This window comes from Pseudomonas sp. Tn43, from assembly GCF_014192635.1.
Lineage (GTDB): Bacteria > Pseudomonadota > Gammaproteobacteria > Pseudomonadales > Pseudomonadaceae > Aquipseudomonas.
Genome location: NZ_JACHYG010000018.1, coordinates 45,313 through 58,540, shown reverse-complemented (window position 1 = coordinate 58,540; position 13,228 = coordinate 45,313). Strand labels below are relative to the sequence as shown.

General features: G+C 59.3%; 14 protein-coding genes. 11 read left to right on the top strand and 3 right to left on the bottom strand.

Features of this window, described 5'->3' with window-relative positions:
- Positions 1 to 469 precede the first annotated feature (469 nt).
- From FHW68_RS25950 to FHW68_RS25935, 4 genes are read left to right on the top strand one after another with little or no spacing between them, the layout of a single operon-like run.
- Positions 470 to 1,396: a DUF72 domain-containing protein gene (locus FHW68_RS25950; RefSeq protein ID WP_095630568.1), complete on the top strand. Its 927-nt coding sequence runs from the start codon at positions 470 to 472 to the stop codon at positions 1,394 to 1,396.
- Entirely contained in the window at positions 1,393 to 2,190 is a 798-nt protein-coding gene (locus FHW68_RS25945; protein ID WP_183683754.1) for an endonuclease/exonuclease/phosphatase family protein, read from the top strand. Before FHW68_RS25950 ends, FHW68_RS25945 begins: the two co-directional genes overlap by 4 nt.
- Positions 2,187 to 3,467, top strand: a complete 1,281-nt coding sequence (gene clsB, locus FHW68_RS25940) for a cardiolipin synthase ClsB (protein ID WP_183683752.1) — start codon at positions 2,187 to 2,189, stop codon at positions 3,465 to 3,467. The genes FHW68_RS25945 and clsB overlap by 4 nt, the downstream gene beginning before the upstream one ends.
- 2 nt (positions 3,468 to 3,469) lie before the next feature.
- Positions 3,470 to 4,456 carry a lysylphosphatidylglycerol synthase domain-containing protein gene (locus FHW68_RS25935; protein WP_183683750.1) on the top strand — a complete coding sequence of 329 codons (987 nt, stop codon included), beginning with the start codon at positions 3,470 to 3,472 and terminating at the stop codon, positions 4,454 to 4,456.
- Between the two features lie 112 nt (positions 4,457 to 4,568).
- Here FHW68_RS25935 and FHW68_RS25930 read toward each other — a convergent pair whose 3' ends face one another.
- The 3 genes from FHW68_RS25930 to FHW68_RS25920 form a co-directional block, all read right to left on the bottom strand.
- Positions 4,569 to 5,327: a S9 family peptidase gene (locus FHW68_RS25930; RefSeq protein ID WP_183683748.1), complete on the bottom strand. Its 759-nt coding sequence runs from the start codon at positions 5,325 to 5,327 to the stop codon at positions 4,569 to 4,571.
- A complete protein-coding gene (locus FHW68_RS25925; protein ID WP_183683746.1) occupies positions 5,317 to 6,426 on the bottom strand; it encodes a DUF3182 family protein in 1,110 nt (369 codons plus the stop codon). The genes FHW68_RS25930 and FHW68_RS25925 overlap by 11 nt, the downstream gene beginning before the upstream one ends.
- A 214-nt stretch (positions 6,427 to 6,640) precedes the next feature.
- The gene (locus FHW68_RS25920) at positions 6,641 to 7,636 is read right to left on the bottom strand and encodes a GlxA family transcriptional regulator (protein WP_183683744.1); all 996 of its coding nucleotides are present in this window, start codon (positions 7,634 to 7,636) and stop codon (positions 6,641 to 6,643) included.
- 101 nt (positions 7,637 to 7,737) lie between these two features.
- On the opposite strand from FHW68_RS25920, the gene FHW68_RS25915 reads away from it, so the two are divergent.
- The 7 genes from FHW68_RS25915 to FHW68_RS25885 all read left to right on the top strand — a co-directional run bounded on the left by FHW68_RS25915 (position 7,738) and on the right by FHW68_RS25885 (position 13,220).
- Entirely contained in the window at positions 7,738 to 8,286 is a 549-nt protein-coding gene (locus tag FHW68_RS25915) for a cysteine hydrolase family protein (RefSeq protein WP_183683742.1), read from the top strand.
- A gap of 321 nt (positions 8,287 to 8,607) precedes the next feature.
- On the top strand, positions 8,608 to 9,189 hold the full coding sequence (locus tag FHW68_RS25910) for a YjfI family protein (RefSeq protein WP_177409303.1): 582 nt from the start codon (positions 8,608 to 8,610) through the stop codon (positions 9,187 to 9,189).
- Positions 9,190 to 9,213: 24 nt separating this feature from the next.
- Complete coding sequence (locus FHW68_RS25905) at positions 9,214 to 9,912, top strand: PspA/IM30 family protein (RefSeq protein ID WP_095630578.1); 699 nt, start codon at positions 9,214 to 9,216, stop codon at positions 9,910 to 9,912.
- Between the two features lie 424 nt (positions 9,913 to 10,336).
- Complete coding sequence (locus FHW68_RS25900; RefSeq protein ID WP_183683740.1) at positions 10,337 to 11,371, top strand: ion channel; 1,035 nt, start codon at positions 10,337 to 10,339, stop codon at positions 11,369 to 11,371.
- Positions 11,358 to 12,032: a DUF2491 family protein gene (locus FHW68_RS25895; protein ID WP_183683738.1), complete on the top strand. Its 675-nt coding sequence runs from the start codon at positions 11,358 to 11,360 to the stop codon at positions 12,030 to 12,032. Before FHW68_RS25900 ends, FHW68_RS25895 begins: the two co-directional genes overlap by 14 nt.
- A 14-nt stretch (positions 12,033 to 12,046) precedes the next feature.
- Positions 12,047 to 12,475, top strand: a complete 429-nt coding sequence (locus FHW68_RS25890) for a DUF350 domain-containing protein (protein WP_095630581.1) — start codon at positions 12,047 to 12,049, stop codon at positions 12,473 to 12,475.
- A gap of 19 nt (positions 12,476 to 12,494) precedes the next feature.
- Positions 12,495 to 13,220 (top strand): DUF1190 domain-containing protein, encoded by a 726-nt coding sequence (locus tag FHW68_RS25885; RefSeq protein WP_095630582.1) that lies wholly within the window; start codon positions 12,495 to 12,497, stop codon positions 13,218 to 13,220.
- Positions 13,221 to 13,228: the final 8 nt, after the last annotated feature.

Sequence of the window (13,228 nt, the reverse complement as noted above, 5' to 3'; positions counted from 1 at the left end):
TTACGCATATCCACACACCTCAGATTTGGGCGCCATCTTAGCGCCCGATTGAAGTGTCCAAAATCATTAGGCCAGTTCAGGCTTGCCCGCGAAGGGAGCGCCGCGGTGTAGCAGCGAGACCGCGTCATCGTTCTCCGCAGGCAAGCCTCGCTCCTACAGGGATCGTGGTGCTATTGGGGTGCGAAGCGCCCCTAAAACCGGCAAATCCATTCCTCTCAGATATACCGGGCTGTATGGCTTTGCGACTGCTGCGCAGCCGAACGGGGGCAAGCCCCCTCGCCACAGGGTTTCATTCGCCACTTGATATTTGTCCTGCACGCAAATATCAAATGCTCATCCCTGTATTTTTCCGCACGCCCCAACGCCGACACTTTGCGTACCGTCCATAGCCCCGTCGAAACTTTCTCGCCCGCCCGGCAGTCATCAAAAGACAGAGGCTGTCCGAGGGCTACGTTCAACGGGAGGCGACATGGCGGCGATTCATATCGGTATTTCAGGCTGGCGCTACACGCCTTGGCGGGGGGAGTTCTACCCGAAGGGATTGACCCAGAAGCGCGAACTGCAATTCGCTTCACGGGCAGTGAACAGCATTGAAATCAATGGATCGTTCTACGCCCTGCAACGGCCCGAACGTTACGCCCAGTGGTATGCCGAAACCCCGCCCGGGTTCGTATTCAGCGTCAAGGCGCCGCGTTTTATCACCCACATCAAGCGCTTGCGGGACATTCATAAGCCGCTGGCGAATTTCTTTGCCTCCGGGGTTCTGGAACTCAAGGAGAAACTCGGCCCGATCCTGTGGCAGTTTCCACCCAACTTCAAATTCGACCCGGAACTGTTCGAAAGCTTTCTCGAACAATTACCCCATGACACGGAACAGGCCGCCGCCCTCGCCCGACAGCATGAGCCGCGCTTGAACGGTCACGCCAGCATGAAGGCTTACGGCAAGAAACCGCTGCGTCATGCCGTGGAAATTCGCCACGAAAGCTTTGTCGATCCCGCCTTCGTCCGCCTGCTCAAACGCTATAACACCGCGCTGGTCATCGCTGACACCGCCGGCAAATGGCCGTATCGCGAAGACCTCACCAGCGACTTCGTCTATCTGCGCCTGCACGGTGCCGAGGAGCTCTACGCCAGCGGTTATACCCCACAAGCGCTGAAACGCTGGGGTGACCGGATTGAAGCCTGGTATCACGGCAAGCAACCGGCAGATCCGCACTTGATCGCGCCTCGGCAAAAACCCAAGACCCGCAGACCTCGGGAAATATTCTGCTATTTCGATAACGACATCAAAGTCCGGGCGCCCTTCGATGCCCGTCGCCTGCTTGAGCGTTTTCATCTCGACAAGGACCTGGCCACCGCCCCCGGTGAGCCGGTGGCCGAAGGAGTGTTGCCATGAGTGTTCCCGAACCGGTCGGCGCCACGGATGAACAGCAACCCTTGGTCAGTGCCGTGAGCCGATTTACTGTGCTGACGGTCAACACCCACAAGGGTTTCACCGCGCTGAACCGGCGCTTCATCCTGCCCGAGCTGCGCGAAGCGGTACGCAGTGTGTCCGCCGACGTGGTGTTTTTGCAGGAGGTCCATGGCACCCACGAGCATCATCCACGGCGCTACCTCAATTGGCCGGCGATGCCGCAATACGAATTCCTTGCCGATACCTTGTGGCCACAGTTTGCCTATGGGCGCAATGCGGTCTACCCGGCAGGCGATCACGGCAATGCGCTGTTGTCCAAATTCCAGATCATTCGCCATGACAATCTCGACGTGTCCATCAGCGGCCATGAAAGCCGTGGAATCCTGCATTGCGTGCTACGGATGCCCGGCGATGGTCGCGAAGTGCATGCCATTTGCGTCCATCTGGGGCTTCGCGAAAGTCATCGCAAGGCACAACTCAAATTGCTGATCCAGCGTATGGAAGAGTTGCCGGAAGATGCCCCGGTGGTGGTCGCCGGCGACTTCAACGATTGGCGCCTGCGCGCTGATGCGCAGCTCAAGCCCTGCGGCTTGCATGAAGTCTTTGCCCAGTTGCATGGCAAACCGGCGCGCAGTTTCCCGGCGCGCTGGCCGGCGTTGCGCCTGGACCGCATCTACGTGCGCAACCTCAAGGCCAGCCATCCGCAAGTACTGGCGGCACGGCCCTGGTCACACCTTTCCGACCATGCACCGTTATCGGTGGAGATCGAGCTATGACCGGCCCATTGATGGAAAAAACCGGGATCGAACACGTTTCCACCCCTCCTCCCGTGCGTGAACCGGCGGTCACTGGCGTCGTCTACGGTTGGCACAGTAACAACCGGGTCCAATTGCTGGAGAACGGCGAGGATTACTTTCCACGGGTGTTTGAAGTGCTGCGCCAGGCCCAGAATGAAATCCTGCTGGAAACTTTCATTGTGTTCGAAGACAAGGTCGGCAATGAGCTGCAGAAAATCCTGATTGAAGCGGCTCAACGCGGGGTGCGTATCACTGTAAATCTCGACGGTTTTGGCTGTGGCGAACTGAGCACGGAGTACCTCGCGGCGCTGAGCAATGCAGGTGTGCGCCTGCAAATATTCGACCCCGCGCCGCGTCACTTCGGTATCCGCACCAATTGGTTCCGCCGCATGCACCGCAAGATTGTGGTGGTCGATGGGACGATTGCGTTCCTCGGCGGAATCAACTTTTCCGCCGACCATCTGGCCGACTTCGGCCCTGAAGCCAAACAGGATTATTCGGTTGAAGTGCAAGGGCCCGCGGTGGCCGATATTCATCATTTCGCCTTGCTGCAAAGCGGTCGCCCGGCCCGGGCCAAATACTGGTGGCAACGCCGCAGACAGAGGCGCGCAGAACTGGCGGTCAGCGATCATGATGGTCAGGTACGGCTGGTGTATCGCGACAATGGCGAACACCAGGGCGATATCGAAGAGGAGTATTTGCAGGTGCTGCGCGGCGCCCGGCATCGCGTGATCATCGCCAACGCCTATTTCTTTCCTGGCTATCGGCTGCTGCGGGAGATCCGCAATGCGGCGCGCCGAGGGGTCGAGGTGCGCCTGATTCTTCAGGGGCAGCCGGATTTGCGGGTGGCCAGACTTGCCGCGCGCATGACCTACGATTATCTGCTGCGAGCCGGAGTAGCGATTTACGAATATTGCGACCGTCCCCTGCATGGCAAAGTCGCCCTGGTCGACGAGGACTGGAGCACCGTCGGCTCAAGCAACCTCGACCCGCTGAGCCTGGCCCTGAACCTGGAGGCCAATGTGTTGATCCGCGACCGCGCCTTCAACCGCGACCTGTTCGAGCGGCTCGACGAATTGAGCCACAACCACTGCAAGGTCATGTCGGTGGACAAGGCTCCGCGCGGACGGATCTGGCACATGACCATCGGTTTTCTGGTGTTTCACTTCCTGCGCCATTTCCCGGCATGGGCCGGGTGGCTACCGGCGCATAAACCGCGCCTCAAACCCTTCATCCATCCAACCGGGAGCGATTAGGCATGAGGCATTCTGATGCACAGCCTGCCCCTCACTCCGACACGCCACGAAAATCCCATTGGCACCGCTGGAAAAAGCCGCTGACGATGCTGTTTTTTCTGGCGTTGATCGTGCTGTTCACGATGCTTGCCCAACGCATCGAATGGGGCGAAGTGTTCGATAACCTCGCCGATTTCAAAGTGCGTACATTGGTTATCGCGTCCGGCCTGACGTTGCTGAGTTTTCTGGTGTACGCCTGTTACGACCTGATCGGTCGCACCTACATCCGGCAGGACCTGACCTGGCGACAGATCCTGCCGGTGGGGATCATCAGCTATGCCTTCAACCTTAACCTGAGCGCCTGGGTCGGCGGGGTGGCGATGCGTTATCGGTTGTATTCGCGGCTCGGCGTAAGCAAAAGCAACATCGCGAAAATCCTCGGGCTGAGCCTGGCGACCAACTGGTTCGGCTACATGGTGATTGCCGGCGCGGTGTTCAGCAGCGGACTGGTGCGAATGCCGCCAGGCTGGAAACTGAGCAGCGGAGCCCTACAAGGCGTGGGCGTGTTATTGCTGCTGTTGAGCGCGGGGTATCTGGCAGCCTGTCGGTTTTCCAGGCGACGGGAATGGTCGATTCGCGGCGTGGAAATCAACCTGCCATCGCTGCACATGGCGGTCCTGCAACTGGCCCTGGGCGCACTGAACTGGTCGCTGATGGCGGCGGTGATCTTCACCCTGCTACCGAGCAAACTGGATTATCCGCTGGTGCTTGGCGTGTTGCTGATCAGCGCCATTGCCGGAGTCATCACCCACATTCCGGCCGGGCTCGGGGTGCTGGAGGCGGTGTTCGTGGCGCTGCTGCAACACGAGGCCTCGCGAGGAAGTCTGGTGGCGGGTTTACTGGCGTATCGGGCGATCTATTTCCTGCTGCCACTGCTGATTACCGTGGTGATGTACCTGGTGCTGGAAGCCAAGGCGAAGTCGTTGCGGATTTCGAAGAAGTCTTCTTGAGAATGATGGCGAAGCGGATGCCGCCATCGCGAGCAGGCTCGCTCCCACAGGGGCACACGCAACCCGTAGGAGCGAGGCTTGCCTGCGAATAATCGCAAGAACACGGCAAATCTCAACTCGACTGAATAATGCTCAATCGCTCGCCCACCACCATTTCCGTGATCCAGCCCACCAGGATCGAGGTGTACGCCTGTTGCGACACCGGATCGCTCAGGGCGTGATCGGCACCGTCGATAATCCGGTGAGTCAGCGAGTGGGTCTGCTGACACGCCGCGCGGTAACTCATGATGGTCGCGTGAGGCACATAGGCGTCCGTCTCGGACTCCACCAGCAACACATCCCCGGTGAATTGCGAACAGGCATGCAGTGCGCGATTGCTGTCGGCGCTGACCCGCGTGCTGCGGTAATCGTGCAGATCGAGCTTGTCCAGATCACGCTTGGGTGTGTGCCAAAGGTCGTCGCGATACAACGCCGGCACCCGTAGCGCCAGCCAGCGCACCGGGCGCAAGGACGTCAGGATCGCCGCCAGATAACCACCATAACTGGTGCCGACCACAGCGATCGCCGAGGTGTCGAGTGCGGGATGGGCAAGCAGTCGATCGTAGGCCGCCAGCAGATCACGCAGGTTGTCTTCGCGGGTGACCCGGGACAACGGAATACCGGTCCCGCCGGTGTGGCCGCGCAAGTCGAATGTCAGGCACACGCAACCCAACGCGGCGATGCCTTTGGCACGCTCCAGGTCGCGCTCCTGACTACCACCCCAGCCATGAACGAAAAGCACACCCGGGACTTTCGACTTGGGGCTGAGGAAGGTTCCGCTCATCTGTTCATCGTCGATGTCGATCGCAATGGTTTCGCTTCTAGCCGTCATAGGATTTGACCGTTACGTACTTGAGAAGAAAGTCACTGTGTTCCGCTGGCCCACGGTAGACCTCGATGGCGTTGGCCGGCAGAGGTTGATCGGTATAGGTTTCGACCGACGACACGCGAATCGCACGCAAGCCAGGGTCGTTGATGAAACGCTCCAGCGCCGCGACTTCAGCACTGCTGGCACCGCCCAGGCGCCAGGATTGTTCGAGCACGCCGCTGCGTTGTTTGCCATCGCAATCCAGCCCTTGGGCGATGTCGTAGTTGCGCCGCGAGGCGTAGAAACCGGGGTAGGCTTCATCGGCCGCGCTGTCGAACACCTGCGCCTGCTGGATCGCCAGCCTCGTGTCGTCCGGTAGTTCCAGCGCCAGAAGGTCCTCGTAATAGCCTTGCACCACCAGCAGGTTGGACCCGCCATAAACCTGCTCGCCCTGACCGTCTTCGGTCAAGTATTGATCACCGCAATAACTCAGCACCTTGTCGCCGATGAAGCTTTGGCCGACGCTATGGGTGACCACCTCGGTCAAGTCTTGTTCCAGCACCACGCCTTCGGTGAACAAGGTTTTGGCATCGGGGCGCGTGAGGATGGCGTCGAACTGGTCGAGGCTTTCGATCACTTCCTGGCCGCGTCCGGCGCAAGCATGAATAGGCTTCATGCGGATCGGACCGCTGTAGAGCAGATGCTCCGCTGCCGGGCGAGCATCCTCCAGGGAAAACACACTCAGGCCATCGAGCACAACGCTGCGCACCCGTTCGGAAAACAGCGACGACCAGCCTTCTGGCGCGAACGCATACTTGTTCAACAACCCATGGCTGATGGCTTTGGTGCAGATGAAAGCGTGGTCGACGTAACCACCCCACAAATCCTCCGGCCCTTTGACGCCCAACTGCCGGGCGGCAGCCACGCCCACCAGCGTCTGGGTCGGCACCAGATAGATGTCCCGGCCGCTATGCAGCTGCGGGTCGTAACTGCCGCCATATTCGAGCCCGACGACCTGCGCCAGCCAACGAGCCAACGCGCGATTGGTTTCGACTTCGTGCAGCGAGGCGTCGGGTCGCACCGAATGGGCGAGCACCAGTTTCTTGCGGTTTTTTGGGGTCATGCGTCCCCCTTAATCTGCGTTTGATAAATGTAGCTGAAGGCGGTGCAGAGATCAGGCCAACGACGTCTGGCCGAAAACGGGTTTCAAATCAGCCCATTGGGAAATCGTTAGTAGCACAAGGCCTGCTTTATTCTGCACGACACCTTTCAATGCTCCCGGCATTTTGCACGACCCAAGCCTGCCGCCTCCCACATTTTCAGATCTGCAGTGCTTGCTACCGAGCCGTTGCCGCAGTCGCAGACACACCGAACCGTCCCCGGTAATCACTCGGCGCCAGCCCGGTGATCTTCTTGAACGTTGCCCGAAACGCACTCGGGTCCTGATAACCCACGGTCCAGGCAATGTGATCAATGGTGCCGTTGGTGAATTCAAGCATTTCTCGCGCCTTGCCGACACGCAGGTGCTGGCAATACTCGGTAGGTTTCAGCCCGGTCGCCGCACGGAATCGCCGCAGGAAAGTGCGCTCTTCCAGCCCCGCCCGCTCGGCCATTGCCGTCAATGAGACATCGGTCGCTCCAGTGCTTTGCAGCCAATGCTGGACCTTGAGAATCGACGCATCGCCATGGCTGAGAATGGGTGAAAAATTACTGCCGCACTCGCTCGCGCTGTCGCTGTGTTCCACCACCAGAAACCGCGCCGTGCCGGTGGCGATGCTCGGCCCGAGCAAGCGGTTCACCAACCGCAATCCCAGCTCTGACCAGGCCATCAAACCCGCGGTGGTGATCAGGTCGCCGTCGTCGACAATCGGCGTATCAGCCTTGAGCTTGATCGCCGGGTAACGCTCGGCGAAAGCCTTGGCCGAAGTCCAGTGGGTCGTCGCGCTGCGGCCATCGAGCAAACCGCTTTCAGCCAACAGAATAGAACCCACGCAGACCCCGCCAAGGGTCGCACCGCTGGCATGTTGCTGACGAAGCCAGCGAATCAACCCTTGGGGCGCCTGCCCCTCGGAAAAACCTCCGATCGAGGGCGGGATCAACACGGCAACCAATGCGCCGGTCGGGCCGGGATGAGTGTCGTACACCCGCTCGGGCACTTGATCACCCTCGACCTGCCAGTGACTGACCCGCAGCAACGGCAGCTGCGCCGACTGATGCTCGGCGGCGATCCGGTTGGCCACGCCGAACAGGTCCGTCAGCCCATGCACCGCCGCCATCTGCGCACCGGGATAGATCAGCACGCCCAGTTCGGCGACTGTCTTTTCAACACCCATTGTCAGTTTTCCCCCTTCTATTGTCGGTGCGGCCAATCCTCGAACGGCCAGCAAAACCTAATACTTGATTCACACCCAACAAACACTTCGAGGAAACACCCATGGCCAAGCAAGCACTCATCGTAGTCGATATCCAGAACGACTACTTCCCTCACGGCAAATGGCCTCTGGTGGGCGCCGACGCCGCTGCGGACAACGCCGCGCGGTTGATTCAGGCATTTCGCGAGGCCGCTGATCCCGTGGTGCATATTCGCCACGAATTCACCTCCGATGCCGCGCCATTTTTCACCCCGGGTTCCGACGGCGCGAAGCTGCACCCTAAAGTCCTCAACCGCACCGACGAGCCGGTGGTACTCAAACACTTCGTCAACTCGTTCCGCGAAACCGAACTGCAAGCCATCCTCGACCAGCAAGGCATCGAGCATCTGGTGGTAGTCGGGAGCATGAGCCACATGTGCATCGATGGCATCACCCGCGCCGCGGCCGACCTGGGCTATACCGTCACGGTGATTCACGACGCCTGCGCCACCCGTGACCTGGAATTCAACGGCATCACCGTCCCGGCCGCCCACGTGCACGCCGCCTTCATGGCGGCCTTGGGTTTTGCCTATGCCAGCGTGGTGTCCACTGACGACTTTCTGGCTGGCTAGATGAAGAACCTGTGGGAGCGGGCTTGCCGTGATGAGGTCATCACATCCAACATCTTTGTTGACTGTCACATCGCTATCGCGGGCAAGCCCGCTCCCACAGGATTGCTCGGTAGACATAACAGCCGAAAAAATCTCACGCGTGAGCTATTGAGGGTCCCGAATATTGCCTGTAGTGTTTCTCACGCGTGAGATTTTCACTACGGAGTCACCAGTATGAAAAGCAGCTCTCCATCAGATCCGCCTACCGGATCTGTTACCGATTCAGCGAGCCAAAAGGGAGAGCGCTCGAAACCGTCCGCGAAAAAACCATCCAGCTTCTACATGAAGCAGATGCGTGCGGGCCTGGGTGCCGCCGGTTATGTGAAACACGAGACTTGGGTGCTTCCCGAAAATCGAAGCCTGCTCAAGCAGATGGAGAAACAGCTACGCCAACCGATCCTGGCTGGCTCATTCATGTCGGAGAATTACATGAGCGCAGGTAATAACTGGAACATCGATCGCCTCTACAGCGCCCTTCAGGCCCTCGACGAAGTGGTTTCTAACGACATCACCCTCTCCCTGGTTCAAGGCGCCGAGTCCAGCATCAAGCTGGACATGAACGAGTTCGGTGGCCTGCCGATTTACATCGCGGTGGTTGGCGATCAGATCATCGTCGATACCGTTCTGGTCGATATCGAGTCCATCAACGACGTACCGGCATTCAACGATGCCGTTCTGCGCAGCCGGGAAATGTTCCCGCTGTCCTCGATCGGTATCGAGTCCATGCCCAACGGGCAGACCGTTTACAGCATGTTCGGCGCGCTCAGCTCCGACTCCAGCCTGACCAACGTCGTGACCGAGGTCAAAACCCTTGTCGATAACGTCCAGCGCGCCAGCGAAGCCTTTGAACGTTTCTTCATCTAATTTTTCGGGAACAGGATATATCCAATGACTCAGTCCATCTGGAGCAAATTGTTCACCGCGCTGCGTGGCGGTGCCAACGAAGTCGGCGAATCGATCGTCGACCAACAGGCCCTGCGCATTCTTGACCAGGAAATTCGCGATGCTGACAGCGCGCTGGCCAACGCCAAGCGTGAGCTGGTCACCATTATGGCCAAGCACAAGCTGTCGGCTGATCGCGTCAGCGAGTACAACGCCAAGATCAAGGATCTGGAATCCAAGGCCCTGGCTGCGATCCAGGCCAACCGCGAAGACCTGGCACTGGAAGTGGCCGAAGCCATTTCGACCCTGACCAATGAATTGGAGGTCGAGCAAAAGCAGGCCACCGAATTCGGCGGTTACGCAGACAACATGCGTAAAGACATCACCAAAGCCGAAAGCCGCATCAAAAGCCTGCGTCAGCAAGTGGACATGGCCAAGGCGCGTGAAAGCGTGCAGAAAGCCCAGGTCAGTGCTTCGATCGCCAGTGGCGGCGCCAACGGCAAGCTGGAAACCGCCGTCGGTACGCTGAACCGCCTGCAAGCCAAGCAACAGCAACGCGCCGCGGAACTGGAAGCCCAGGACCAACTGGCCGATGCGTCGACCGGCAACGACCTGGAGCGCAAGCTGCGCGATGCCGGCATCACGCCGAACGAAGGCAGCGCCAATGCGATTCTGGAACGCCTGAAGAAAAAATCGGCTGAGTAAACCGGCCCGGGCAACAAACGCGACGAACGCTGTGTGGCGAGGGGGCTTGCCCCCGTTCGGCTGCGAAGCAGTCGTAAACCACGGCATGGGGTGTGTCTGACACCCCCCCCCCCATGCAATGGTCTTGGGGCCGCTTCGCATCCCGAGGGGGCAAGTCCCCTTGCCGCAGGTTTTTGTGTTCCTTGCACTGCCTTCTTTTTGCCGAGTCGAGGTCATGGATGGAAGCCCTGAAGGGTTTCAAGACAATCGCAGGCGTGGCCTTCTTCATGGTCGCGCTGTAATGGCTCAATGGGATTTATTGCAGCCAAGGCACTGTTATCTACGCCGCGCAGCAGGTTTAATGCCATCCCGTAACGCGCTTGAGCTCAGACGCCAAAGCGATTAAGTCGCCAGGAACGAGCCCCCCACGGAGTCAGGGATGTAAATGTCGATTTTCCTTTTGCTGCGCACGTACGCCTCGTCCTTCTTCCATCGGTTCGGCTGGGCAGGCCTGGCCATTGCGTTGGGCATACACCTGAGCACGGCCTATCTCGGCCTGGTGCTTTTGGGCGAACAACACCTCACCGCCCCCGCCACGTTTACCTACTTCTATCTCACCACAACACTCACCGTCGGCTATGGCGATCTCGCGCCACAGACAGCGGCGGGACGAATTTTCGTGGCTACCTGGGTCATGCTCGGGGGCATTGCGCTGCTGACGGCAGCCATCGGCAAAACCACCAGCAGTGTTATCGATGTATGGAGAAAAGGCATGAAGGGCAAAGGCGATTTCAGCGGCAAGGTCGGCCATACCGTTCTCATCGGCTGGGAAGGCGCCTCCAGCGAGCGGGTCATTGAATTATTGCTGCAAGACGAAACCTCCAATGACAACCTGATCGTCATTTGCGATTGCGACCTCGAAGAAAACCCCATGCCGGGTAAAGCGGACTTTATCAAAGGCGAAAGCCTGTCCTCTGCCGCACTGTTGCTGCGGGCCGGCGTCCCCGGTGCCGAACGCGTGCTGGTGCGAACTCATTCAGACGACCTGACCCTGGCCACCGTGCTGGCGATCAATCAATTGAGCCCGGTCGGCCATGTGGTCGCCCACTTCAATGAAAGCGAAATCGCCGCCCTTGCCAGCGCCTACGCGCCCAGCCTGGAATGCACCTCGAGCATGGCCATCGAAATGCTGGTACGCGCCTCTCAGGATCCGGGCTCATCCGCGGTCATCAATGAATTGCTGTGCGTGGGCCAAGGCGCCACCCAATACCTGATGAGGCTACCCGAGACCTTTGAAGCCACGTTCGGCGATCTGTACGCACAGATGAAAGAACAGCACAACGCGACCCTGATCGGCTACCGCGCCAAAGACGCCCGACAGCCTTGGATCAACCCGCCTGGCACCACTCGCGTTGAGGGCGGCGAACTCTTCTACATCGCCTCCACTCGCCTCAAGGAAATCACCAATGGGCTGGTTTAAACAATTGATGGGGCTCGAGGCCCCGAAAGCGAATACGGAATCGAAATGGACAGCCAACGAAACCCTGCCCGCCATCGGCCCGCTGGGCCTGGCATTGGGCAAAGGCGTGATGTTCGACACGACCCTGAAATTGCTGCTCGATGGCAACACCCATGTGGTCATCCCCGGCTCCCAACAGATCTGGAGCGCTGGCACTGTTGATCTCGGGCAGTCGACCTGGCTGTCACGCTATTACATGAACGACGAAGACTACTGGCTGCAAGTGCACACCACCGGCGACGTCGCCGGGCAAGTCGAGTCGGTGATCCTGTTCAATTACCTCAGCTACATCACCATCAACAGTGAATCGGAGCTGCGTCGGCTGGCCGGTCCTGAAAGCTTGATCGGCCTGCCGAGCTACACCCACAACGGTGTCGAATACACCCGCGAATGGGGCACCGAGAACGGTCAGACAGAACTGGTGGCGCTGAGCGAACACCTGAAAAACCCGGATGAGTCCTACAGCATCGAGCACCGTTCGATGCTGTATGCCCGCGAAACCGGTCTGACCGATCGCCGGGAATTCCTGCTGTTTTCCGTCGAAGAAGACGCCGAAGGCACCATCAGCTTGAGCACTTCGCTGGGCATTTCGTTGTACACCACTGACCTGAACACTTTTTAAAAAGGAAGAAGTCCATGCTTGAAGCGCTCTCCGTCTCCCTGAACAAAGCCGCCGTGCTCGGGTTTGTGTTGTACATCCTCGGCGCCACCGTGCTGTTTGCGCTGTTCCAGTTCATCTACACCCGAATCACCCCGCACAGAGAGTTCGAACTGATCCGCTCGGGCAACGTTGCGGCCGCGATCGCGCTGGGTGGCGCCATCATCGGTTTTGCCATTCCGGCCAGCAATGTGATCGCCTACTCGATCAGCATTCTGGACTTCGTCGTTTGGGCAGTGATTGCCGCTTTCGTACAACTGCTGGCGTTTCTGGTGACCAGCCTGGTGCTTAAAGGCGCCTCCGAACGGATTAAAAAAGGCGAAATCGCTGCGGGTATCTATATCGCGGCAGTGGCCATCAGCGTGGGCATGTTGAACGCCGCCTGCATGACCCCTTCCCAGAACTGATCGCGCCGCGGAGATCCCGATGAAACGAAGCAAGTACGTTCAACTCTCGCTGGCCGCGTCGGTCGCCATGGCGATATCAGGTTGCGGGCAAGCGGAAAAAACCTACCCGGTGCAGAAGAAATACAACTTCCAGTCCGTTCAGCAGTGCGCCGATGAAAAGCTCCCGGTGGACGTCTGCTCTGACGCCTACATGAGCGCCATGGCCGAGCACCGCCGCATCGCGCCGGTTTACGACAACCAGGCCGATTGCGATGCCGACTTTGTCGCCGACTGGTGCCAACAGGATTCGGCCGGCAAGTTCATTCCCAAGCTGGGTGGTTTCGAACTGACTGCCGATGGCGAGGTAACACAATCGCAAGTGGACGCAGCCAAGGCTCAATTACCAGCCTCGGAAGCGAACAGTGGAGGCTCCGGGTTCTCCGGCACCAGCCTGCTGACCGGCCTGCTGATTGGCAACATGCTGAGCAGCAACCGCAACAGCTACTACTCCGAGCCGGTCTACCGCTACCGCGATGATCGCGGCAACTACGGTTCCTCGACGCTCAACCAGCGGATTTCCAAAGGCTCAACCTTTGCCAAGTCCAATCAGGCGAGGTACGGCAGCAGCAGCTACGCCAATTCAATCCGTTCCACCAGCAAGCCGATGTCGGTGGACTCGTCCACCTCCCGTGGCGGCTTCGGCAGCAAAGCCAGCGCCCGCAGCGGTTGGGGCGGCTCGAGCAGCGCTGGCCGATCGAGCAGTTAAGGAACGGA